General features: G+C 60.9%; 23 protein-coding genes, 1 pseudogene and 1 other annotated feature. Of the genes and pseudogenes, 19 read left to right on the top strand and 5 right to left on the bottom strand.

The genetic code is table 11. From position 1 onward, the window contains the following. Positions 1-60: 60 nt before the first annotated feature. Positions 61-579, top strand: a complete 519-nt coding sequence (locus ACTQ4R_RS02615) for a hypothetical protein (RefSeq protein WP_441625554.1) — start codon at positions 61-63, stop codon at positions 577-579. Continuing rightward, positions 576-767 carry a helix-turn-helix transcriptional regulator gene (locus ACTQ4R_RS02610; protein WP_441625552.1) on the top strand — a complete coding sequence of 64 codons (192 nt, stop codon included), beginning with the start codon at positions 576-578 and terminating at the stop codon, positions 765-767. Before ACTQ4R_RS02615 ends, ACTQ4R_RS02610 begins: the two co-directional genes overlap by 4 nt. A gap of 41 nt (positions 768-808) precedes the next feature. Here the strand turns inward: ACTQ4R_RS02610 and ACTQ4R_RS02605 are convergent, their stop codons facing one another. From ACTQ4R_RS02605 to ACTQ4R_RS02595, 3 genes are read right to left on the bottom strand one after another with little or no spacing between them, the layout of a single operon-like run. After that, the gene (locus ACTQ4R_RS02605) at positions 809-1012 is read right to left on the bottom strand and encodes a sulfurtransferase TusA family protein (RefSeq protein WP_441625550.1); all 204 of its coding nucleotides are present in this window, start codon (positions 1010-1012) and stop codon (positions 809-811) included. Beyond that, positions 1009-2115: a YedE family putative selenium transporter gene (gene yedE / locus ACTQ4R_RS02600; protein WP_441625548.1), complete on the bottom strand. Its 1107-nt coding sequence runs from the start codon at positions 2113-2115 to the stop codon at positions 1009-1011. The genes ACTQ4R_RS02605 and yedE overlap by 4 nt, the downstream gene beginning before the upstream one ends. Before the next feature lie 51 nt (positions 2116-2166). Then, positions 2167-2403 (bottom strand): DUF3343 domain-containing protein, encoded by a 237-nt coding sequence (locus ACTQ4R_RS02595; RefSeq protein WP_441625546.1) that lies wholly within the window; start codon positions 2401-2403, stop codon positions 2167-2169. Positions 2404-2654: 251 nt separating this feature from the next. Here ACTQ4R_RS02595 and smc point away from each other — a divergent pair, with 251 nt between their 5' ends. The 13 genes and pseudogenes from smc to tnpA all read left to right on the top strand — a co-directional run. Beyond that, a complete protein-coding gene (gene smc / locus ACTQ4R_RS02590) occupies positions 2655-6221 on the top strand; it encodes a chromosome segregation protein SMC (protein ID WP_441625544.1) in 3567 nt (1188 codons plus the stop codon). Positions 6222-6232: 11 nt separating this feature from the next. Beyond that, positions 6233-6487 carry a hypothetical protein gene (locus ACTQ4R_RS02585; RefSeq protein ID WP_441625542.1) on the top strand — a complete coding sequence of 85 codons (255 nt, stop codon included), beginning with the start codon at positions 6233-6235 and terminating at the stop codon, positions 6485-6487. A gap of 12 nt (positions 6488-6499) precedes the next feature. Further along, positions 6500-7372: a signal recognition particle-docking protein FtsY gene (ftsY, locus tag ACTQ4R_RS02580; protein ID WP_441625540.1), complete on the top strand. Its 873-nt coding sequence runs from the start codon at positions 6500-6502 to the stop codon at positions 7370-7372. Between the two features lie 45 nt (positions 7373-7417). After that, a complete protein-coding gene (gene rph / locus ACTQ4R_RS02575) occupies positions 7418-8140 on the top strand; it encodes a ribonuclease PH (RefSeq protein ID WP_441625538.1) in 723 nt (240 codons plus the stop codon). Beyond that, positions 8140-8736 carry an XTP/dITP diphosphatase gene (locus tag ACTQ4R_RS02570; protein ID WP_441625536.1) on the top strand — a complete coding sequence of 199 codons (597 nt, stop codon included), beginning with the start codon at positions 8140-8142 and terminating at the stop codon, positions 8734-8736. Before rph ends, ACTQ4R_RS02570 begins: the two co-directional genes overlap by 1 nt. A gap of 31 nt (positions 8737-8767) precedes the next feature. Next, positions 8768-9097 carry a ribosome assembly RNA-binding protein YhbY gene (gene yhbY, locus ACTQ4R_RS02565; protein WP_441625534.1) on the top strand — a complete coding sequence of 110 codons (330 nt, stop codon included), beginning with the start codon at positions 8768-8770 and terminating at the stop codon, positions 9095-9097. Positions 9098-9126: 29 nt separating this feature from the next. Continuing rightward, entirely contained in the window at positions 9127-10317 is a 1191-nt protein-coding gene (gene nadD, locus ACTQ4R_RS02560; protein WP_441625532.1) for a nicotinate (nicotinamide) nucleotide adenylyltransferase, read from the top strand. A 15-nt stretch (positions 10318-10332) separates the two neighbouring features. After that, positions 10333-11859 (top strand): LCP family glycopolymer transferase, encoded by a 1527-nt coding sequence (locus tag ACTQ4R_RS02555; protein WP_441625530.1) that lies wholly within the window; start codon positions 10333-10335, stop codon positions 11857-11859. Between the two features lie 15 nt (positions 11860-11874). Further along, positions 11875-12237 carry a ribosome silencing factor gene (gene rsfS / locus ACTQ4R_RS02550; RefSeq protein ID WP_441625528.1) on the top strand — a complete coding sequence of 121 codons (363 nt, stop codon included), beginning with the start codon at positions 11875-11877 and terminating at the stop codon, positions 12235-12237. A gap of 295 nt (positions 12238-12532) precedes the next feature. Continuing rightward, entirely contained in the window at positions 12533-13345 is an 813-nt protein-coding gene (locus tag ACTQ4R_RS02545) for a hypothetical protein (protein WP_441625526.1), read from the top strand. 73 nt (positions 13346-13418) lie between these two features. Next, positions 13419-13627, top strand: a binding site (T-box leader). A gap of 53 nt (positions 13628-13680) precedes the next feature. Further along, positions 13681-16107: a leucine--tRNA ligase gene (gene leuS, locus ACTQ4R_RS02540; RefSeq protein WP_441625524.1), complete on the top strand. Its 2427-nt coding sequence runs from the start codon at positions 13681-13683 to the stop codon at positions 16105-16107. Positions 16108-16465: 358 nt separating this feature from the next. After that, positions 16466-16648 (top strand): 30S ribosomal protein S21, encoded by a 183-nt coding sequence (rpsU, locus tag ACTQ4R_RS02535; protein WP_021750944.1) that lies wholly within the window; start codon positions 16466-16468, stop codon positions 16646-16648. A gap of 100 nt (positions 16649-16748) precedes the next feature. Beyond that, a pseudogene (gene tnpA / locus ACTQ4R_RS02530) lies at positions 16749-17120 on the top strand (IS200/IS605 family transposase); the annotation flags it as partial. A 111-nt stretch (positions 17121-17231) separates the two neighbouring features. Here the strand turns inward: tnpA and ACTQ4R_RS02525 are convergent. Further along, positions 17232-17999, bottom strand: a complete 768-nt coding sequence (locus tag ACTQ4R_RS02525) for a hypothetical protein (RefSeq protein ID WP_441625522.1) — start codon at positions 17997-17999, stop codon at positions 17232-17234. 75 nt (positions 18000-18074) lie between these two features. On the opposite strand from ACTQ4R_RS02525, the gene ACTQ4R_RS02520 reads away from it, so the two are divergent. The 3 genes from ACTQ4R_RS02520 to ACTQ4R_RS02510 all read left to right on the top strand — a co-directional run bounded on the left by ACTQ4R_RS02520 (position 18075) and on the right by ACTQ4R_RS02510 (position 19786). Next, the gene (locus ACTQ4R_RS02520) at positions 18075-18587 is read left to right on the top strand and encodes a YqeG family HAD IIIA-type phosphatase (RefSeq protein WP_441625520.1); all 513 of its coding nucleotides are present in this window, start codon (positions 18075-18077) and stop codon (positions 18585-18587) included. A 146-nt stretch (positions 18588-18733) separates the two neighbouring features. Then, positions 18734-19303, top strand: coding sequence for an elongation factor P (gene efp / locus ACTQ4R_RS02515; RefSeq protein ID WP_441625518.1), 570 nt, complete (start codon positions 18734-18736; stop codon positions 19301-19303). 84 nt (positions 19304-19387) lie between these two features. Beyond that, on the top strand, positions 19388-19786 hold the full coding sequence (locus tag ACTQ4R_RS02510; protein ID WP_441625516.1) for a CD1247 N-terminal domain-containing protein: 399 nt from the start codon (positions 19388-19390) through the stop codon (positions 19784-19786). Positions 19787-19888: 102 nt separating this feature from the next. Here the strand turns inward: ACTQ4R_RS02510 and ACTQ4R_RS02505 are convergent, their stop codons facing one another. Further along, positions 19889-20728 (bottom strand): BadF/BadG/BcrA/BcrD ATPase family protein, encoded by an 840-nt coding sequence (locus tag ACTQ4R_RS02505; protein ID WP_441625514.1) that lies wholly within the window; start codon positions 20726-20728, stop codon positions 19889-19891. 201 nt (positions 20729-20929) lie between these two features. Here ACTQ4R_RS02505 and ACTQ4R_RS02500 point away from each other — a divergent pair, with 201 nt between their 5' ends. Next, positions 20930-22378 (top strand): nicotinate phosphoribosyltransferase, encoded by a 1449-nt coding sequence (locus ACTQ4R_RS02500; RefSeq protein WP_441625512.1) that lies wholly within the window; start codon positions 20930-20932, stop codon positions 22376-22378. Positions 22379-22398 lie beyond the last annotated feature (20 nt).

Raw genomic sequence — 22398 nt, 5'->3', positions numbered from 1 at the left:
TATGAGATTACACCGACCTCACAAAACAGACGTCGGGAGGAACGACATATAAATCTTTCTTTGGGATATAACTTTGGTATGCTGGCGGCGGTGCTGGCAGGGGCGCTGGTGGGTGTCGGTATCGTGGCGCTGTTGTTCCGACTGAAGATCATGGACTTGACCTTTGACGAACGGCAGGAGCGGGCCCGGGGACAGGCCTACAAATACGGATTCTGGACGCTGATGACCTGTCTGCTGCTGTACGGCTTTTCCGATATGGTCCTGGGCCGCTGGTGCGATGTCATCACCGGCGTCATGCTGTGCGCCGCCGCGGCGCTGATCGTATTCGGCTCCGTCTGCATCGTGAAGGACGCCTACCTGAGCCTGAAGGAGAAGCCCTGGACCATTATGACCCTGCTCATCGTCGTGGCATTGCTGAACCTGGCCATCGGCGCCATGCATTGGAAAAGCGGTCGGATGGTGCGGGACGGCGTTTTGACCTTCGGCGCGGCGAATCTCATCTGCGGCCTCATGGTTCTGGTGATCATGGTGGTCTATGCGGTGAATTACCTGCTGGTAAAGCGGGAGGACGGAGAATGAAGAACCTGCGGCTGAAATCCGCCCGGGCGGCTCTGGACATGAGCCAGCAGCAGCTGGCGGACGCGGTGGGGGTTTCCCGCCAGACCATCAACGCCATTGAAAAGGGCGATTACAACCCCACCATCAAACTGTGCCTGGCTATTTGCAGGGCATTGGGGAAGACCCTGGACGAACTGTTCTGGGAGTAAAAAACAGGGCTGGCTCATTTTTGAACCAGCCCCGTTTTTTGTTATTTTTTCAATGTCAGCTTGAAGTCGGGGCCATCGGCACAGACCTCTACCTGATAGCCCTGAGAGTGGGCGTAGCGGGTGATGTTCTCCACGGAGACCCGGGCGTCGGACAGCACCTCCAGCACGGCGGGAGCGTTTTTCTTCACAGCGGCCTGTACCATGACCACAGGCGTGGGACAGGAGAGCCCACGGGTATCGATCATATGGTTTCCTCCTTTCCGGGAAGATGTGTCAGCGTGATGGCAAGCAGTACGGCGAAGCCCAGTACCACAGCGGCCATACCGGCGGCGCCGATGCCGCCGACGGTGTACACGCCGTCTTTCACACTGTCAGCGTTGCCTGCCAGTCCGAAATTGTGAGCCACGGCGGCGCCGGTGATCATGCCGAACACAGCCACGGCGGAATCGCCGTTGCCTTCGCCGGCCAGGATCAGTTGGCGCAGGGGGCAGCCGCCCAGCAGGATGGAGCCCCAGCCAGCCAAGGCCATTCCCAGGAAGGACCACAGGTACTGGCTGTGGGCGATGGGCTGGGACTGGGCGGAAAGATGATAGCTGCCAAGGATCAGATTACCGGCGGTGACGGTTGCCCAAATGGCCAAAAATCCGCTGAGCAGCTTGAAATCCCGAAGCATAAAAGCGTCCCGCAGGCCGCCGGCCATGCACAGGCGGCTCCGCTGGGCGAAAACACCCACCACCAGTCCGGCGGCCAGAGAGACCGCCCAGAAGGCATGCATGGAGCCGGGGCCCTCCTGGGAAAACTTCAAAAGACCCGGTGCCGCCAGCAGCAGGACCAGCAGGAGTACCATGATGCCCGGCAGGATCAGGCCCTCACCTGCGGGAACGGGGTAGGCGCGTCCCAATGAGAAACCCTTGCGCAGACAGACGATGCCCACCAGAATACCGGCCAAAAAGCCCAGCAGACCTGCTACCGCCGTCAGATCACCGCCGCCCAGGCGGATGACCATGCGCAGCGGGCAGCCCAGAAACACCAGGGCGCCGATCATCACAAACAGGCCCAGCAGGAAGCGGCAGGCGGGGGAGGAGCCGGCTTTTGCACGGAACTCCTTTGCAGTCAGAGCGGCTGCCAGGCTGCCCAGTACGATGCCGATGATCTCCGGACGAATGTATTGGACCTTGGCGGCGCTGTGGAGACCTAATGCGCCGGCAATGTCCCGCTCAAAGCAGGCAATGCAGAAGCCCATGTTCTTGGGGTTGCCCGCGGCAGTCAGCACCAGGGCCGCGATGCCTACAACTACGCCGGTCAGCAGGATGGGACCGTATTCCCGCAGCCAGTCTTTCTCTCTCATAAAAACACTCCTTGCGCTATTTTTTTAAAAGAATAATGAACGTCAAAAAAATTACAGCATCAGCTGGTAAAAACCTGCGGCCTCAATGCCAGCGGCGTCAAGGGAGCTTTCCAGCGTCTGCCGCAGTTCCGGCGGAGCGGACCAGGCGATGCCGCAGTCGGAGGTGATGCTCCGGGGGACAGAGATCAGTTTCCCGTCCAGACCGCGCTTTCGGCACAGATGTTCCGTAGCCATGGCACAGGCGGTGGTGTGGAAGGCGATGACCAGTCGCAGTTGCTTTTGGCGCACACTGCCCCTCCTCTCTATCGTTATTTTTTTAAAAGAATAGCAGGGAAAATGGAAATTGTCAAGAAAGAGGTCAACCTTTCCTGAAAAGGAGAAAATGAAGAAAAAATTTGTATAGATTAACGGACTTTTCCGGCGCTTTTGGCAGAAGCATCCGCTCACATCACTGTTTTCAAATCTTGCACCTTGAAAATAAGCAACTTCTCTGCTATATTATTCTAGTTATAGTATGTAAAGCTGTGAGAGGTGAAAGCGTGTATTTAAAAGCATTGGAGATTCAGGGCTTCAAATCCTTTCCGGATAAAACGGTTCTGAACTTTGGCGAGGACATCACCGCCATTGTGGGGCCCAACGGCTCCGGCAAATCCAACATTTCCGACGCCATCCGCTGGGTCATGGGCGAACAGAGCAGCAAGAGCCTCCGGGGAGCCAAGATGGAGGATGTCATCTTCGGCGGCACCGCCAAGCGGGCTCAGGTGGGATTTGCCCAGGTGACGCTGGTGATCGACAACACGGAGCACATTTTCCCCTCTATGGAGGAGTCGGAGGTCTCCGTCACCCGCCGTTATTACCGCAGCGGCGAAAGCGAATATTACATCAACCGCCAGTCCGTCCGCCTGCGGGACGTGGCGGAGCTGTTCATGGACACCGGCATGGGCAAGGAGGGCTACTCCATCATCGGCCAGGGTAAGATCGACGAGATCCTCTCCGCAAAAAGCGGCGAGCGCCGGGAGATCTTCGAGGAGGCCGCCGGTATCTCCAAGTTCCGCCACCGCAAGGAGGACACGGAGCGGAAGCTGGAGCGGACGGAGGAGAACCTGGTCCGTATCAACGACAAGATCGCCGAGCTGGAGCTGCAGGTGGAGCCCCTGCGGGACCAGGCGGAAAAGGCGAAAAAGTATCTGGTCCTCCGGGACGAGCTGCGGCTTCTGGAGATCTCTGTTTGGCTGGAGAATTTGGATGCCCTAAAGGCAAATGCCCGGAAGCTGGAGGCGGATTTCCGCGTCGCCGGGGCCCAGCGGGACGAGGCCAAGACCCGGCTGGACGCCCTGTACGCCGAGGGTGAGAAGTTCGGTGCCCGGATGCAGGAAAAGGACATGGAGGCCGAGCGCATCCGGGGCGAGGCCGGAGAAGTGGATGGGCGGATGAAGGACGAGGAGTCCGCCGTGGCGGTGCTGGAGAGCACCATCGCCCACAACCGGGAAAACATCGCACGCGCCCAGGCGGAGCTGGCGGAGAGCGACACCCGTGCCGGCGGCCTTGCCCGCCAGGCGGAGGAGCAGAAGGAGCTTGCCCGGCAGCTGGAAGAACAGCTGGCGGAGCTGCGCGGAGCGCTGGAGAGCCTGCTGGACCAGGCCCGTACCGCCGCCGATCAGGCCGGTGGCGCCCAGATCCAGGCGGAGGCCCTGCGGGGCCAGGAGGCCATGGCCGTGGCCGCCGCGGCGGACCAGCGTGCCGAGGCCGCCGCCATTGCCGCGGAAAACGGACAGATCGCCCAGCGCATCGCCGCCGTGGAAGCGGACAAGACCGCCACGGAGGAGCAGCTGGAGTCCAGCCGCCAGGAGGCCAAGACCAACCGCCGTGCCCTGGAGGATGCCAGGGACGAGGCGGAAGCCGTGGGCAACATGATCGCAGGTCATAGCCTGCGCATGGAGGAGCGGAAGAAAAAAGCCGCCGCCGCCGGTGAGCGGAAGGTCCAGCTGACCATGGAGGTCGGGGCCCTGGATAACCGCATCCGTCTGCTGACGGAGATGGAGAAGGACTACGAGGGCTTTTCCAAGGCCGTCAAGGTGGTCATGCAGGCGAAAGGAAGCCTGCGGGGTATCCACGGCCCTGTGGCGAACCTCATGAAAACGGATCAGCAGTATTCCCTGGCTATTGAGATCGCGTTGGGAGCGGGCCTTCAGAACATCGTGGTGGACCGGGAGGAGGACGCCAAGAGCGCCATCAACTTCCTGAAGCAGCGGGACGGCGGCCGGGCCACCTTCCTGCCCCTCACCGCCATCCGGGGCGACGAGCTGCGCCAAAACGGCGTGGAGCAGGAGTTCGGCTTCGTGGGCCTTGCCTCCCGCCTGGTGAGTTATGACCCGCGGTATCAGAATATTTTCCACAGCCTTCTGGGCCGCACCGTGGTGGTGGAGGACCTGGACTGCGGCATCGCCATGGCCCGGAAGTACCGCAATGCCTTCCGCATCGTCACTCTGGACGGCCAGGTCATCAACCGGGGCGGCTCCATGACCGGCGGCTCCACCTCCCGCAGCGCCGGCGTGCTGAGCCGGGCCGCGGAGCTGGAAAAGCTCAACGGCAGGGCCGCGTCCATGCACGAAAAGCTCACCGCCGCCCAGCAGGCGGAGGAAGCTGCCAACCGGGAGCTTTCCGCCGCTCGGTACGAGCTGGAAACGGCGGAGAGCCAGCGCCGGCAGGCGGAGGACGATGTGCTGCGCCTGGAGGGCGCCAAGAACCACTTTGACATTCTGCTCCGCTCTCTGGAGGAGAATCTGGAAAACCTGGAGGGCGAGCTGGAGAGCCTGCAGGGGCGCTTGACGGACAACCAGGCCCGTGCCGCCCAGGCGGAGGCGAAGGTGGCGGAGCAGGAAGCGCTTGCCGCCTCCCTACGCACGCAAGCGGAGGAGGCCCTTTCCGGCCAGTCGGAGCTGCTGGCAAAGTCCAACGCCCTGGCGGAGGACATCACCGCCAAAAAAAGCGCCATCGCCGCTCTGGAGGCCCAGAAAGAGGCCACTCTGGCCCGGGCCGCCGACCTGCGGCAGCTGGCGGAGAGCCTTACCGGCGACCGCGCCCAGAAGGAGGAGGTCCTCCGGTCCTATCAGAACAATATCGACGCCGCCCAAGGGGAGATCCTACGGCGGCAGGAGGCTCAAGCCGCTCTGCGCGCCCAGGCGGAGACCTTCCGGCAGCGCCTGACGGCGCTGAACCGGGAAAAGCTGGAGCTGGAGGCCCAGCGCACTGCCCAGAACCGGGAATTGAAGGACATGAACGAGCAGTACGCCGATCTGGAGCGATCCGCCTCCAAGCTGGAGCAGAAGATCGCCACCTCCGCCATGGAGGAAAAGCAGATCCTGGACCGGCTGTGGGAGCATTACGAGCTCAGCCACAGCGACGCCCAGGCCCAGCGCATGGAGCTGGAGAGCATTCCCAAGGCCACCCGCCGCATCGGCGAGCTGAACCGGGACATCAAGGCCCTGGGCACCCCCAACATCGGCGCCATCGAGGAGTTCGACCGGGTGAACGGCCGGTATACGTATCTGACGGACCAGCGCAACGATGTGGAAAAGGCCAAGGGCGAGCTGGAGGGCATCATCGAGGACATCACCGCCGAGATGACCCGCATTTTCTCGGAGCAGTTCCGGCTTATCAACGAGAGCTTCCAGACTACCTTCACGGACCTCTTCGGCGGCGGCCAGGCCACGCTGGAGCTGGAGGATGAGCACGACATTCTGGGCTGCGGCATCGAGATCAAGGCCCAGCCCCCGGGAAAGACGCTGAAAAATATCTCGCTGCTCTCCGGCGGCGAGAAGGCGTTCGTGGCCATCGCCCTGTATTTCGCCATTTTGAAGGTCCACCCCACGCCCTTCTGCGTCATGGATGAGATCGAGGCCGCCCTGGACGAGCCCAACGTCATCCGGGTGGCCCGGTACATGCGGCGCCTGGCGGGAAAGACGCAGTTCATCGTCATCACCCACCGCCGGGGCACCATGGAGGAGGCCGACGTCCTCTACGGCGTCACCATGCAGGAACAAGGTGTCAGTAAGATTTTGACCATCAATTTGAACGACATGGCGAAGGAATTGAATATCAAATAAGGAGATCGCCGATGAGCAGCAAAATGAAAAACTTGATCGTCCTGGCTGTGGGCGCTTTCTCGGTTCTTCTGATTCTGCTGGCTGGCTGGTTAAGCGGGGGAAACGGTGAAAGTTACAGGTTGCTTGTGGTGATTGGGAGCGCCTGTTTCATCCTTGCGCTGGTTTTGGAACATTTGCTGTTTCGCTGCCCGCACTGCGGACAGTATCTGGGAAGAAAATTTGTGCCGGGTGGGTATTGTCCCCATTGCGGTAAAGAACTTGACTAAAGGACGAATGTTATGGGCTTTTTTGACAAACTGAAAAAAATCACCACCAACCTGTTCTCCGGCTTCACGGAGGCGGACGAGGCCTTCTTCGAGGAACTGGAGGAGACCCTCATCCTGGCGGACCTGGGCATGGACACCGCCCTGGAGGCCGTGGAAAAGCTGCGGACCAGGGTCCGCAAGGAAAAGCTTCGGGACCAGGAGGAGGTCAAGGCCGCCCTGCGGGACATCCTGGTGGACATGATGGATGTTGGCGGCACGGCCCTGGACCTGTCCACGCCCCCCTCCGTGGTGCTGTTCATCGGCGTCAACGGCGTGGGCAAGACCACCTCCATCGGAAAGCTGGGCAGCCGGCTGAAAAGTGAGGGCAAGCGGGTCCTGTTCTGCGCGGCGGACACCTTCCGGGCCGCCGCCGCCGACCAGCTGGAGATCTGGGCCCAGCGGGCGGGCTGCGAGCTGGTCCGCCAGCATGAGGGCGCCGACCCCGGCGCCGTGCTGTTCGACGCCCTCCAGGCCGCCAAGGCGAGAGGCGTGGACGTGGTACTGTGCGACACCGCCGGCCGCCTCCACAACAAGGCCAACCTCATGGCGGAGCTTTCCAAGCTCTCCAAGATTATCGACCGGGAGTGCCCCGGCGCCGCCCGGGAGACCCTTTTGGTGCTGGATGCCACCACCGGCCAGAACGGCCTCATCCAGGCCAAGCAGTTTAAAGAGGCAGCGGGCCTCACCGGCATCGTCTTGACCAAGCTGGACGGCACCGCCAAGGGCGGCATTGTCATTGCCATCGCCCGGGAATTGGGCGTGAGCGTGAAGCTGGCCGGCGTGGGCGAGGGCATCGACGACCTAAAGCCCTTCGACGCCCGGGAATACGTGGAGGCCATCATCTGATAAAAGAGCCCTGGACATTATAAAAAGATATAAAGAGGAACGACTATGACCAGAAAAGACGGACGGGCGTTTGACCAGCTGCGCCCCATCAAAATAACAACAGACTTTGTGAAATTCGCGGAGGGCAGCTGCCTCATCGAGTGCGGCGATACGAAGGTCCTCTGCTGCGCCAGCGTGGAGGACCGGACCCCGCCCCACGTCCCCGAGGGAGCGGGTTGGGTCACCGCCGAGTATTCCATGCTGCCCCGGGCCAACCGGGAGCGCAGCAAGCGGGACGTTTCCAAGCTGAAGCTCAGCCCCCGCAGCGCTGAGATCCAACGGCTGGTGGGCCGGTCTCTCCGGGCCGCCGTGGATATGAGCAAGTTGGGGGAGCATACCATTACCATCGACTGCGACGTGCTCCAGGGGGACGGCGGCACCCGTACCGCCTCCGTCACCGGCGGCTTTATCGCGCTGTGCCTGGCCTGCCGCAAGCTGGTGGAGGAGGGAGCGCTGGCCTCCAGCCCCATCCGCCACTATGTCACCGGCGTCTCCGCCGGCATCGTGGACGAGCAGCCCATGCTGGACCTGCAGTACAGCGAGGACAGCCGGGCCCAGGTAGACTTGAACTGCATCATGAACGAGCAGGGGGAGCTCATTGAGCTCCAGGGCACCGGCGAGGGCCGGGCCTTCACCCTGGCGGAGCAGCAGGAGCTGGTGCGCCTGTGCGCCAAGGGCAACCGGGAACTGCTGGCCATTCAAAAGCAAGTGCTGGGAGGGAAGCTCTGATGTCTGAAAAATTTGTCCTTGCCAGCCACAACCCCGGCAAGATCAAGGAAATGAGCGCCATTTTGGCGCAATTTGGTGTGGAAGTGGTGAGCCCCAGGGAACTGGGCATCACCGTGGACGTGGAGGAGACCGGCACTACCTTCGCGGAAAACGCCATGCTGAAGGCCAAGGCCATCTGCGCCGCTTCCGGCCTGCCCGCCATCGCCGATGACTCCGGCCTCTGCGTGGACGCCCTCAACGGCGGCCCCGGCGTGTATTCCGCCCGCTACGGCGGCGAGGGCCTGGACGACAAGGGACGGTATACGCTGCTTTTGAACAGCCTGCGAGGCCAGACCACCCGGGCGGCCCATTTCACCTGCGCCATCGCCTGCGCCTTCCCCAATGGCGACACCTTGACGGCGGAGGGGCGCTGTGACGGCACCATCGCCTTCGCCCCCATGGGGGAGGGCGGCTTCGGCTACGACCCGGTGTTCTTTGTGCCCGCTCTGGCCAAGACCTTCGGCCAGCTGACGGCGGAGGAGAAGAGCGCCATTTCCCACCGGGGCAAGGCCCTGGCATCTTTTTCGGAAAAGCTTGCAACTTATTTGCGGAAATAAACGTCTATTAAAAGTAATTTAGGAGAATCAAATGGAACTGACAAGCAAACAGCGGGCCCAGCTGCGGGGTCTTGCCAACAGCATCGACACCATCGTCCACATCGGCAAGGACGGCATTGGCGAAAACCTGGTGAAGCAGGCGGACGATGCCCTGGAGGCCCGGGAGCTCATCAAGGGCCGGGTGCTGGAGAACAATATGGAGTATGACGCCCGCCTTGCGGCGGAGGAGCTGGCGAAGGCCACCCGCAGCGAGGTGGTCCAGGTCATCGGCACCAAGTTCGTGCTGTACCGGGAGAGCCACTCCAAGCCCAAGGACAAGCGCATCCAGCTGGTGAAGGCCGCGAAAAAGAAGAGCATCTGACCGCTGGACAAAAAACAGGAGATGAGACCGTGAAAATTGGCATTTACGGCGGCACATTCAATCCGCCCCACCTGGGCCATGTGACGGCGGCCAGGGCGGCGGCGGAACTGCTGAAACTGGATAAGCTGCTGTTGGTCCCCGCGGGGCTGCCTCCCCACAAGAATCTTCCCGCCGGCTCTCCCACGCCGCAGCAGCGGCTGGAGATGACCCGCCTGGCGGCGGAACAGACCGGCCTTGGCGGCAGGGTGGAGGTAGCGGACCTGGAGGTGCACCGGGAGGGGAAGAGCTATACCTCCGACACTCTGGCGGCGCTGAAGGCCCGGTATCCCGATGACGAGCTGTGGCTTTTGATGGGGACGGATATGTTCCTCACCCTCCAGGCCTGGCACGCGCCGGAGGAGATCTTCGCCCTGGCGGGCATCGCCGCCTTCGGCCGGACGGAGGAGGACACGGAGGCGTTGTTTTCTCCCCAGCGGGATTACCTCTATAAAACCTATCCCCAGGCCCGCATTTTTACCATGACCATCCCCGGGGTGGTGGATGTCAGCTCCACGGAGCTGCGGGCGCAGCTTGCAAAGGGCGGCGGCGGACACCTGCTGCCCCCCGCGGTGTACGGCTACATCCTGCGCCACGGCCTGTACGGCACCCACGCGGACCTCAAGCACCTGCCTCTTGCCCAACTGCGGCCGGTGGCCCTCAGCTACCTCAAGTACCAGCGCATCCCCCATGTGCTGGGCACGGAGCAGGAGGCCATCCGCCTGGCGGAGCGGTACGGCGCCGGTGTGGAAAAGGCCCGGGTGGCGGCGCTGCTCCACGACTGCACGAAGAAGCTGAATATGGAGCAGCAGCTGGAGCTTTGCCGCCGGTACGGCATCGTATTGGACGAGCTGGAGCAAAAGGCGCTGAAGCTGCTTCACGCCAAGACCGGCGCCGCCGTGGCCCGGGACGTGTTCGGCGTGGACGATGAGATCTATCACGCCATCTGGTGGCACACCACCGGGCACGCGGATATGACCTTGCTGGAAAAGATCATATATCTGGCGGATTATATCGAGCCCTCCCGGGACTTTCCGGGCGTGGACAAGCTCCGCCGGACCTGTTACGAGGACCTGGACAAGGGCCTGCTCCTGGGCCTGGAAATGACGGTCCGGGAGATGACGGATATGGGAAACCCGGTGCACCACGCCACCATTGAGGCGCGGGACGCCTTGAGACGATAAGAAGGGTTAAAGCAAATGTGGGATAAACAACAAAAAGGAAAGCGAGTGGCCGGAAGCCACGCGGAGAAAAAAGCGAAAAAGCCCAGCCGTTTGACCCGTCAGCAAAAGATCCTGATGGCCGTGGCGGTGGTGATGGCCATCGTGCTGGCAGCGGTGGTGGCCTGCCAGCGCCTGTTTGTGGAGCCGGAGCTCATCAGCCGGGAGGAGGACCCGGCGAAGGAGGCCATCGACTACGGCGAGGGCACCCAGCCCCGGGCCGACGGAGAGCGGAAAAGCGACAACTGGTACACAGTCCTCATTCTGGGCCGGGATACCGGCGGCGGCGGCAACACGGATACCATCCTGCTGGCCAGCTACGACGTGACCAATCAGAAAGCCACCGTTATGTCCATCCCCCGGGACACCATGGTGAACGTCTCCTGGGACATCAAGCGCATCAATTCCGTCTATAATATGAACGGACAGGGTGAAAAGGGCATCACCGCTCTGTACCGGGAGATCGCCCAGCTGGTGGGCTTTGAGCCGGACTACCAGGTTGTGGTGGAGTGGGACGCCGTGGGCGAGATCGTGGACGCCATGGGCGGCGTGTACTTCGACGTGCCTCGGGACATGAATTACGACGATCCTTATCAGGACCTGCACATCCACCAGGAGAAGGGCTACCGCCTCCTCTCCGGCGACGACGCCATGCAGGTCATCCGCTACCGCCACGACAACAACATGAAATACGGCTATCCGGACGGTGACCTGGGCCGCATCAAGACCCAGCAGGCGTTCTTGAAGGCTGTGGTGGAGCAGCTGCTCCAGGTAAAGAACTTCACCAAGATCAACCAGTTCGCCAAGGTATTCCAGAATAACGTGGAGACTGATTTGAGCTTCAGCAATATCTGCTGGTTCGGCCAGCAGGCCGTCACGGGCGGACTGAAGGTGGAGAATGTGAAGTTCGTCACCATGCCCAACACGCCGGTGCCCTGCTGGAGCCGCACCTACCGGAACATGCAGTCCTACGTGGTGCCTAACGCCCGCGAGCTGCTGGACCTGGTGAACAACGAGCTCAGTCCCTTCGTGGAGACCTTTACCCTCAGCGATCTGGATATCATGTCCGTTAATTCCAATGGCTCTGTCAGCTCCACCACCGGCCATGTGGAGGACAGCAGGGCTGCCCTGCCGCCGGTAAAGCCCGCGCAGACCACAGAGGAGCCGGCGGAAAACAACGAGGAGCCGCTGGTGGATGAAAACGGCAACGTGCTGGACCCGGAGACCGGCGAGATCATCGTGGTGGCCCCCGGCACGGAAACGGACCCCGGTACGACTGGTTCTGGAGATGCGGACCCCGGCGCTTCCGCAGCGCCGCCGGACACTTCGACGGAGACCAAGCCGGAGACAGAACCGCAAACGCCTGTGGCGACACCGGCGGAGCCGGAACCGCCTGCCGCCCAGACAGAGCCTGCGCCGGAGACTCCGGCGCAGCCCACCGCACCCACGGAACCCACCACGGAGGAACCGGGCTTCGCCATCATCGACCCGGCTCCCGAAGGATAAGAAAGGATGGATCATATGACACCGAAAGAATTGGCCATTATCGCCGCCAAGGCCCTGGACGAGAAGAAGGGCAAAGAGATCTCCGCCATCCAGGTGACGGAGCAGACCACCCTGGCGGACTATTTCGTATTTGCCACCGGCAGCTCCAACACCCAGATCAACGCCTTGTGCGGCGCCGTGGAAAAGGCGCTGGCGGAGCAGGCGGGAGAGAATCCCCTCCGCCGGGAGGGCTACCGGGACGGCACCTGGGTCCTGCTGGACTACGGCTGCGTGGTGGTCCACGTGTTCTCCCCCGAGGCCCGGGAGTTCTACTCCTTAGAGCGTTTGTGGAGCGACGGCACGCCGCTGGACCTCAGCGGTGTGCTGACGGCGGACTGAGCTGGGCAAGGCGCGCCCGGTGGCGCGTCCAAGCGTTTCGCCGCAAGGCGAAACCTTGAAATGGGCGGGCTTTGCCTGCCCATTTGAGTCAAATCGCGGGGGTCCCCACAAAATCGGAGATTTTGCGGGGCGGCGTTTGTGGAGCGACGGCACGCCGCTGGACCTCAGCGGTGTGCTGACGGCGGACTGAGGAGCCGCCTGTAACTTTTTGTTGTCAGTTTGCAACAGAAAAGTAGTAGACATAATATTTGACCACCCCTATACTGTTGACAAAACAGTGTAGGGGTGGATTTTTATGAGAAAACAACCGATGCTGGTCGCCGCGCTTCTGACGCTGCTGGCGGCTTTTTTTCTGACGGCCTGCGGTACCCGGGAGGAAACGGCGCCCGTTCCCACGGAGCCCTCACCGCCGGCGGAGGTGGAGGAGACGGAAGAGATGCCGGAGGCTTCCGCGCAGCTTCTGGCCTCCGTGGACTTTGCTGCCCTGCGGGACACCATGTCCCCGGAGGAAAGGGAGGGACTTTCCCGCTATCTCCCGGTGCTGGAGGAGGATGCCGCCTTTCACTGGATCAACGGAACGGAACTGACAGAGGACGCGCCTTACCACAAGACCAGCGAGGGCGTTCGGGAGCAGGGGACCGTGACTCTGGCGGAGTTTCACAAAGCCGTATGGGCATGGAACGGCGAAGCGCCGGAGGAGCTGGCTTTGAACCGGCTGGCGGTGCAGGACGTGGACGGAGACGGCGTGCCGGAGCTGGTGATGCTCTTTGAGGAACTGGGGTGGTACTATCTGATTTTCCACCAGGAAGGCGAGGCTTTTTATGCTGTCGTGTTTCCCGTCCGGTGGTTTGAGGACCTGCGGCAAAACGGTGTCTATATCGGCTCCGGCGGCGCCGGCAGCAGCTGGTATTACCGGATGTCCTTCCGGGACGGTGTGTTTGAACAGCAGGAGCTGGGCCACCGGGAGGAGTGGGCCACCGGCGGCGAATATGAGCTGGGCGGTGAAGCGGTGGCAAAGGTGGATTTCGACGCCTGGCTGGCGGAGAATTTGGCGGCTGGCGTTACTTGGTATGCCCCCGATGGCACCGTCATCCCGGCGAATACGTGACGCAGGGCGAAAAAGCGGAAGAATTTCCGCTTTTTCCTTGACAAACACCCGAAACACTCATAAAATAGACCTGTTAGCGACTTTGATGGGAAGAAAGCCCGGGCGTCCCGCCCAAAGAGAGCCGGCGGCTGGTGTGAGCCGGTGGGGGAGCCTGCGGTATACTGGTCCCGGAGTCTTTTGCTTGAATCCACAGTAGGGCAAAACGGCTGGCCCCGTTACAGGCCGAGAGGGCCGCGTATGGCGGCTGAAGCAGGGTGGTACCGCGTTTTCAACGCCCCTGACCAGGTTTGGTCGGGGGTGTTTTTTTGTAAATCACATCCGAAAGGGAGAAAAATATGAAGTACGATTTTACAGCCATTGAGAAAAAGTGGCAGCAAAAGTGGCTGGAGGAAAAGCCCTTTACTGCCGTCACCGGGGACACCACCCGGGAGAAATTCTTTGGACTCATCGAGTTCCCCTATCCCTCCGGCCAGGGACTCCATGTGGGTCATGCCCGTCCCTTTACCGCCATGGATATCATCTGCCGCAAAAAGCGGATGCAGGGCTATAACGTCCTGTTCCCCATCGGCTACGACGCCTTCGGCCTGCCTACGGAGAACTACGCCGTCCAGCACCACATCCATCCCGCCAAGGTGACCCACGACAATGTGGAAAACTTCCGCAAGCAGCTGCATATGCTGGGCTACTCCTTTGACTGGGACCGGGAAGTGAACACCACCGACCCCAGCTACTATAAGTGGACCCAGTGGATCTTCCTGCAGATGTTCAAGAAGGGCCTGGCCTATAAGGCCTCCATGCCTGTTAACTGGTGCACCAGCTGCAAGATCGTCCTGGCCAACGAAGAGGTCGTGGAGGGCGTGTGCGAGCGCTGCGGCGGCGAGGTCATCCGCAAGGAGAAGAGCCAGTGGATGCTGGCCATCACCAAGTACGCCGACCGCCTCATCGACGACCTGGAGGACGTGGATTTCATCAACCGGGTCAAGATCCAGCAGCGCAACTGGATCGGCCGCAGCGAGGGCACCGAGGTGGACTTCACCGCCACCAACGGCGACAAGCTGACGGTCTACACCACCCGCTGCGACACGTTGTTCGGCGTGACGTATATGGTCATCTCTCCCGAGCATCCCTTCCTGGAGCAGTGGAAGGACCAGATCAAAAACTGGGACGCCGTGGCCGCCTACCGGGAGGAGGCCGCCCACAAGTCTGACTTCGAGCGCGGCGAGCTGAACAAGGAAAAGACCGGCGTCCGCCTGGACGGCATCGAGGCCATCAACCCCGCCAGCGGCAAGCATGTGCCCCTGTTTGTGTCCGACTACGTGCTGATGGGCTACGGCACCGGCATCGTCATGGGCGTGCCCGGCCACGACCAGCGCGACTGGGAGTTCGCCACCAAGTTCGGCCTGCCCATCATCGAGGTGGTCAAGGGCGGCGACATCACCAAGGAGGCCTTCACGCTGAAGGACGACACCGGCATCATGGTGAACTCCGGCTTCCTGGACGGCATGACCGTCAAGGAGGCCATCCCCGCCATGAAGAAGTGGGTCACCGAGCAGGGCATCGGCCGTCCCAAGACCAACTTCAAGCTCCGGGACTGGGTGTTCTCCCGCCAGCGGTACTGGGGCGAGCCCATCCCCCTGGTGAACTGCCCCAAGTGCGGCTGGGTTCCCCTGCCGGAGGAGCAGCTGCCCCTGCTGCTGCCGGAGGTGGACAGCTATGAGGTCACCGATACCGGCGAATCCCCCCTGGCCAAGATGACCGACTGGGTGAACACCACCTGCCCCAAGTGCGGCGGTCCCGCCCAGCGGGAAACGGATACCATGCCCCAGTGGGCCGGCTCCAGCTGGTACTTCCTGCGGTATATGGACCCCCACAACGACAAGGCCCTGGCCTCCAAGGAGGCGCTGGAGTACTGGTCTCCCGTGGACTGGTACAACGGCGGCATGGAGCACACCACGCTGCACCTGCTGTACAGCCGGTTCTGGCATAAGTTCCTGTATGACATCGGCGTGGTGCCCACCAAGGAGCCCTACGCCAAGCGCACCAGCCATGGTATGATCCTGGGTGAGGGCGGCGAGAAGATGTCCAAGTCCCGGGGCAACGTGGTCAACCCCAACGACATCGTGGCCCAGTACGGCGCCGACACCATGCGCCTGTATATCATGTTCGTGGGTGACTTCGAGCAGGCGGCTACCTGGTCCACCGAGGCCGTGAAGGGCTCCAAGCGCTTCCTGGACCGTGTGTGGAACCTGGCGGAAAACGCCAAGGAGAGCTATGAGGTGAGCCCCGCCAACGAGGCCATCGTCCACAAGACCATCAAGAAGGTCACGGACGATATTGATAACTTGAAGATGAACACCGCCATCGCCGCCATGATGACCATGGTGAACGAGATGTCCGCCAACGGCGTCACCCGGGGCGACATGAAGTACCTCATCCTGCTGCTGAATCCCTTCGCCCCCCACATCACCGAGGAGCTGTGGGAGAACCTGGGCTTTGCCGCCCAGACCGGCAAGATGTGCTGCCAGGCGGAGTGGCCCGTGTACGACGCCAGCAAGACCGTGGCCTCCACCGTCAACATGGCCGTCCAGGTCAATGGCAAGCTGAAGGGAACCATCACCGTCCCCGCCGACAGTGAAGAAGCCGCCGTGGTGGAAGCCGCCATGGCTGTGGAGAAGGTGGCCAAGGCCGTGGAGGGCATGCAGGTGGTCAAGACCATCCTGGTGAAAAACCGTCTGGTGAACCTGATCGTAAAGCCCCAGTGAGCGTTCGCACCAAGTGGCGCGTACAAGCGTTTTTGCCGCAGGCAAAAACCTTGAACCGGGCGGGCTTTGCCTGCCCGGTTGCGTCAAATGCGGGGTCCCCGCAAAATCGGGAGATTTTGTGGGGTGCCAAGAACCGTCTGGTGAACCTAATCGTAAAGCCCCAGTGAGCTGAAAACCCCGCTCACAGTGGAAGTTTTTGCGACCGGATTCCTTTCGCGGAAAACAGAATCTGCGGATTTTTCATAAAATCCTTGACAACTCCCCAAAAGGTCCGTATAATAGCTTTGTTAACGCCATGTAGTATGGCCCTTAAAGTATCCTGGATTGAGCCGGATACCTCGGAGGGAGGGAAATATAGATGTCTGAAATTCATGTGAAGGACGGCGAGTCCATCGACAGCGCACTGAAGCGTTTCAAGCGCAGCTGCGCCAAGGCTGGCGTCATTGCCGAGGTTCGTAAGAGAGAGCATTACGAGAGCCCCAGCGTCAAGCGCCGCAAGAAGTCTGAGGCTGCCCGCAAGAACAAGAAGCGTTATTATTGATGCGTAAAAGATACCGCACCGTTTGGTGCGGTATCTTTTTGTATAAAGAAAACCACTCGCTAAGCGAGTGGTTCAAAAGAGCTTAAGCGATGAATAAGAATTCTACCAAGAAAAGCGAGTAGAGATAGGAAGAATATTACGACAGTTATGTGAATGGAAAGGGGTGAAGATTATCGAAGCAGAGGCATGTCCAGACCATATTCATCTATTTGTAGAAATACCACCGAAGATTGCAATATCGAAATTTATGGGATACCTAAAAGGAAAAAGCAGCACGATGCTGTATGAGCAATTCGGCGAACTGAAATGTAAATTTCGGAATCGGGAAATTTGGTGCAGAGGATACTATGTGGATACGGTAGGAAAAAATGAGAGCCGAATTGCGGAGTACATCAAGAATCAACTAAAAGAAGACGAGCTGGGCGAACAGCTAAGAATTCCGTCGCCCAGCCCGTTTACGGGTAGCAAGTAACAGTCCTCACGCAATTGGCAGACCGTATTACGCGTTAACGCGTCCGCGAGGAACAAAGGGCTATGCCCGTCTAATGACAACCACCGGCTACGCCGGTGGTTGTGTTTTTCTTTACCGCAGGCCCAGCTGTCCCGCAATGTCCCGCACCTCCGGCCACATGAAAAAGGCGGCGGAAAAGCCCATGGCGGCGCCCACCTTCAGCTTTTGCCGCAGGGTGTCCGCGTCGTCGAACAGGACGAAGTGGGCCTCGCCGTCCCGCATGTAGGTGAAGTACCGGGCGCACAGCTCTTGAGAAAAAAAGACCGCGGGGGAGCACTGATCCTTCAAGGCGCGGAACTCGTCGGGGGATAGGGGCGTTCCCTGGCCGGTCCTGGCAGGCAGGCAAAAATCCATCCGCAGCCGCTGTACATCCAGCGCCAGCTGTCCAGCGCCGCCCCGGGCGTCGGCGGCCTCCTGGAGCCGCTGGCGGAAGCTGCCGCCGGAGAGGGCGGTGCAGATGAGGGGAACGGCACCGGAAACGGCGTCGGCGTACCGCTCCGGGATGTACAGGACCCGCCGGGTTGCCCGCAGCTGGGCACTGAGAGTCTGGGCGAAGCGGATGCGGTCCCGGCGGGGCGGCTGCTCAAAATCCAACAGCACGCCGCCGCAGCCCCGGCGTCCGCACTCCCGCAGCACCGCGGCGCAGAGCGCCTCCGGCTGTCCGATGTCCGGGGCCTCCCGGTCACTGACGGACAGCAGTCCGCCACGGGCCTTCAGCAGCACGCTCTGCCGCAGCAGCGTGGACCCCGGACCGATGCGGTAGGCCACATGGGCGATGGAGCGGCAGTACCGGGAGGCCTCTTGATAGGCGTCCGGCGTTACCGCCAGGTAGATCTGCACAGCCAACTCCCCCCTTGTATGATCCGCGAAAAACTGCTATACTGATTTTATCAGTATGCAAATGAGGAGCCTGCTATGCCCTTTTCTCTCATCCCAGACCGGATATTTGACTGTTATGCCCAGGTCACGCCGGAATATTTGCAAAGCCGTGGGATCACCCTGCTGCTCAGCGACCTGGACTTTACGCTGGCGGCCAAAAAGACCCGCCGGCCCGACCAGCCCCTGCGGGACTGGATCGCCGCCCTGGACCGCGCCGGCATCCGTTTCATGATCGTCTCCAACAACCGCTCCGGCAGCCGGGTGACGGAATTTTGCGCAGACTTGGGGGTTTCCTACCAGGGCCGTGCCGGCAAACCCTCCACCCGGGGATTGGAGGCCGCCATGGCCCGGGCGGCCACGGACCGGACCCACACCGCCATGCTGGGAGATAAGCTGCTGACGGACGTTTTGGCCGCCCGGCGGGCCGGTGTGCTGAGCTTGATGGTGGAGCCGGTGGGCGGCGCCGTCACCGCCTGGCAAAAGGTGCTGCACGCCCTGCAAGCGCCCTTCAAGGCCTTGAGCCGCCGGAAAATGGCGGGCGGCATCTGAAAAAAACCAAGAACTGGGTGAAAAACCCTTGCATTAGTGGGCAACATACGGTAAAATATCTTCGGTAATTCACCAGATATGAAAAGACAGAGAAAATGTCCTTCCACAGGTCGTTTTCTCATAAGATTTGTGAGGAGGAAAATACTATGCCTACCATTACTGCCGGCGATTTCCGGAAGGGTATGATCTTTGAGATGGACGGAAAGCCCATGGTGGTCGTGGACTTCCAGCATGTGAAGCCCGGCAAGGGCGCCGCTTTCGTGCGCACCAAGTACAAGAATGTCATTACCGGCACCATCCGTGAGGAGTCCTTCAACCCCACCGCCAAGTTCGAGCAGGGCGCTGTGGAGCGTAAGAACGCCGAGTACAGCTACAACGACGGTGACCTGTACTACTTCATGGACCCCGAGACCTTCGACATGACCCCGCTGAACGCGGACGTTCTGGGCGATGCGTTCCAGTTCATCAAGGAGAACACCATGTGCACCCTGGTCAGCTACAAGGGCAGCGTGTTCACCGTGGAAGCTCCCAACTTCGTGGACTTGGTGGTCACCGAGACCGAGCCCGGCGTGAAGGGCGACACCGCTACCAACGTCACTAAGAGCGCCACCCTGGAGACCGGCGCCGTGATCAAGGTGCCCCTGTTCATCAATGAGGGCGAGAAGATCCAGATCGACACCCGTACCGGCGAGTATCTGGGCCGCGTGAAAGAGTAATACTTGAAAAGGGGGGAGCAACGTCCCCCCTTTCTGTCACAATCATCAAACCGCTACTTTTAAATGACGAAAGGAGCTACCGCTATGGAAATCATTGAGAAGGTCGCTTATCTGAAGGGCCTGGCTGAGGGCATGGAGCTGGACACCGAGAAAAAGGAGGGCAAGCTGATCGCCGCCATCATCGACCTCCTGGACGACATTGCCCTGGAGCTGGAGGATCTGAAGGACTACGCTGATGAGCTGGGCGACGGTCTGGATGCTGTCAGCGACGACCTGGAGGACGTGGAAGATGTCATTTTCGGCGAGGACGAGGATGACGAGGACTGCTACGCCACCACCTGCCCCACCTGCGAGGAGACCATCTATTTTGACGAGTCCATCCTGGAAGACGGCGAAGTTATCTGCCCCAACTGCGGCGAAAAGCTGGAGTTTGACATGAGCAGCCTGGAAGACGAGGCTGACGAGGGCGACAGCGAGGAATAAGCACCATCTGAAGCAAAGAATCTCCCGGACCGTGTGAACGGTCCGGGAGATTTTCTGCTTTATGGAATCTGGCGGATATGTGGGGGCACTTTCAGAGGGGGCTTATTCCACGGCCCTTTTCTTCAAGCTGCAAAGACCGGCGCCAATGGCGGTGGCGAAGGTGGCGTTTTCGGGCACGATGTAGTGGATGCCGTACAGCTTTTCAAAATTTTCAAAGTTGGGCTTCACCTGGGAGAGGGTGGTCATGGAGCCGGTGAGGACCACCGTCCGGGTATCGCAGCACTGGCAGGCCAGCACCGTCATGGTGCCGATGGCCTGGAGCACCAGATTCACCGCGCCGGCGGCCAGGTCGGCAGGGGCGGCATCCTCCGCCAGGTTGCCGAAGTTGGCGGCGGTGAGGGTGGGGTCCAGGGTAGGAGCCGGGTGGCAGGTGATGTCGGAGATGGTCAGATCCACCTGGCTGAGGTCTCCCTTTTCCGCCAGCTTTTTGATCTGGCCGAACCGCTCCATACCCACCAGCTTCCGGCACAGGCCACCCAGGGTGCCGCCGCCGATGCCGCTGCCGCACAGGTGGCGGACGGCGCCGCCGCGCTCCGCCCACAAAAAGGCGGTGCCGGTGCCCATGGTGACCACCACCGCCTGCTCCTGTCCGGACAGGGCCAGGGCGCCGGTGCCGCTGGCGGAGAACTCGTCCACCTTGCAGGTGGGCAGGCCGAAAATGTCCCCCTCCACATAGCTGGCGCCCACGCCGGTGAGCACCACCCGCTTCACGTCCTGCAGCGTCAAGCCGTTGCTGGTGAGGTAGTTGCCCAGGGCACCGTACAGGCTGGTCACCTGGTCCTCCGCCCGGACCCGCAGCATGGATACCACGGTTCCGTCGGTCCGCAGGCCCACGACCTTTGTGGTAGAGCCGCCGATGTCAATTCCTAAGATCACATCCATGATGAGTAATTCCTTTCTGCTGGGCTTTGCTGCCCGATATTCCCATCATAGAAGCGGAGGGGAGGCTTGTCAATTGGAATTTGATAAATTTTTGACATGTTTTTTGAAAAACGATTGCTTTTCCGCTGCTCCGCGCTTATAATCAAGTCAAGTGACAAGACACCGCTTGGCGGGGTCAAAACGTAAGCATCGAGGTGCGCTATGAAAACCGAACAGAAACTGAACATGACCATGCTCTGCGATTTTTATGAGCTGACCATGGGCAACGGCTATTTTCAAGCTGGCTATCAGGACCGCGTGACGTATTTTGACGTCTTTTTCCGGGATGTGCCGGACAAGGGCGGATTCGCCATCTGCGCCGGCCTGGACCAGCTGATCGACTATATTTTAAACCTGCATTTTGACGAGGAGGACATCGATTACCTTCGGAGCAAGGGCCTGTTCTCCGAGGAATTTTTGGAGTATCTGCGAAACTTTAAATTTACCGGCGACATCTGGGCCATCCCCGAGGGCACGCCAATCTTCCCCCGGGAGCCGGTGGTGACGGTCCGGGCCAAGGCCATTGAGGCCCAGCTCATTGAGACCTTCACCCTGCTGACGATCAACCACCAGAGCCTCATCGCCACCAAGGCCAACCGCATCTGCCGGGCGGCCCAGGGGCGGACGGTGCTGGAGTTCGGCTCCCGCCGGGCCCAGGGAACCGACGGCGCCATCTCCGGCGCCCGGGCGGCTTATATCGGCGGCTGCAAGGGCACGGCCTGCACCATTTCCGACCAACTCTTCGGCGTTCCCGCCGGCGGCACCATGGCCCATTCCTGGGTCCAGATGTTCGACAGCCAGTACGAGGCTTTCAAGACCTACTGCGAGATCTATCCCACCAACGCGACGCTCTTGGTGGATACGTACAATGTCCTCAAGTCCGGCGTGCCTGACGCCATCCGGGCCTTCAATGAGGTCTTAAAGCCCCTGGGCATCAAAAAGTGCGGCATCCGGCTGGACTCCGGCGACATCGCCTATCTCAGCCGGGAGGCCCGGAAGATGCTGGACGAGGCCGGCTGGACCGAGTGCCAGATCTCCGCGTCCAACTCCCTGGACGAGTATATCATCCGGGACCTTTTGCAGCAGGGCGCCAGGATCGACATGTTCGGCGTGGGCGAGCGGATGATCACCGCCAGCAGCCAGCCGGTGTTCGGCGGCGTGTACAAGCTCTCCGCTGTGGAGGATGCGCAGGGCAATATCGTGCCCAAGATCAAGGTCAGCGAAAATGTGGACAAGATCACCAATCCCCACTTCAAGAAGGTCTACCGCATCTTCGACAAGAAGAGCGGCAAGGCGGAGGCGGACTACATCACCGTGTGGGACGAGACCGTGGATGAATGCCAGCCTCTGGAGCTATTTGACCCCCGGGCCACCTGGAAGCGCAAGACCTACACGGACTTCACCGTAAAGCCCCTGCAGGTGCCGGTGTTCCAGGGCGGCAAGCTGGTGTACAGCCGTCCCAGCCTCCAGGAGATCCAGGCCTACTGCGCGGAGCAGGTGGACGCCCTGTGGGATGAGGTGAAGCGGTTCGAAAATCCCCACAACTACTATGTGGATTTGAGCGAAAAGCTGTGGGATATCAAGCAGGACCTGCTGCGCCGGAAAAAATGAGAAAACAAACTGGCTCCGCC

Source organism: Dysosmobacter sp. Sow4_B12 (genome assembly GCF_052116665.1).
GTDB lineage: Bacteria > Bacillota > Clostridia > Oscillospirales > Oscillospiraceae > Oscillibacter.
Note: the sequence above shows the minus strand (reverse complement) of the source record. Positions and strands in the feature narration are given on the sequence as shown.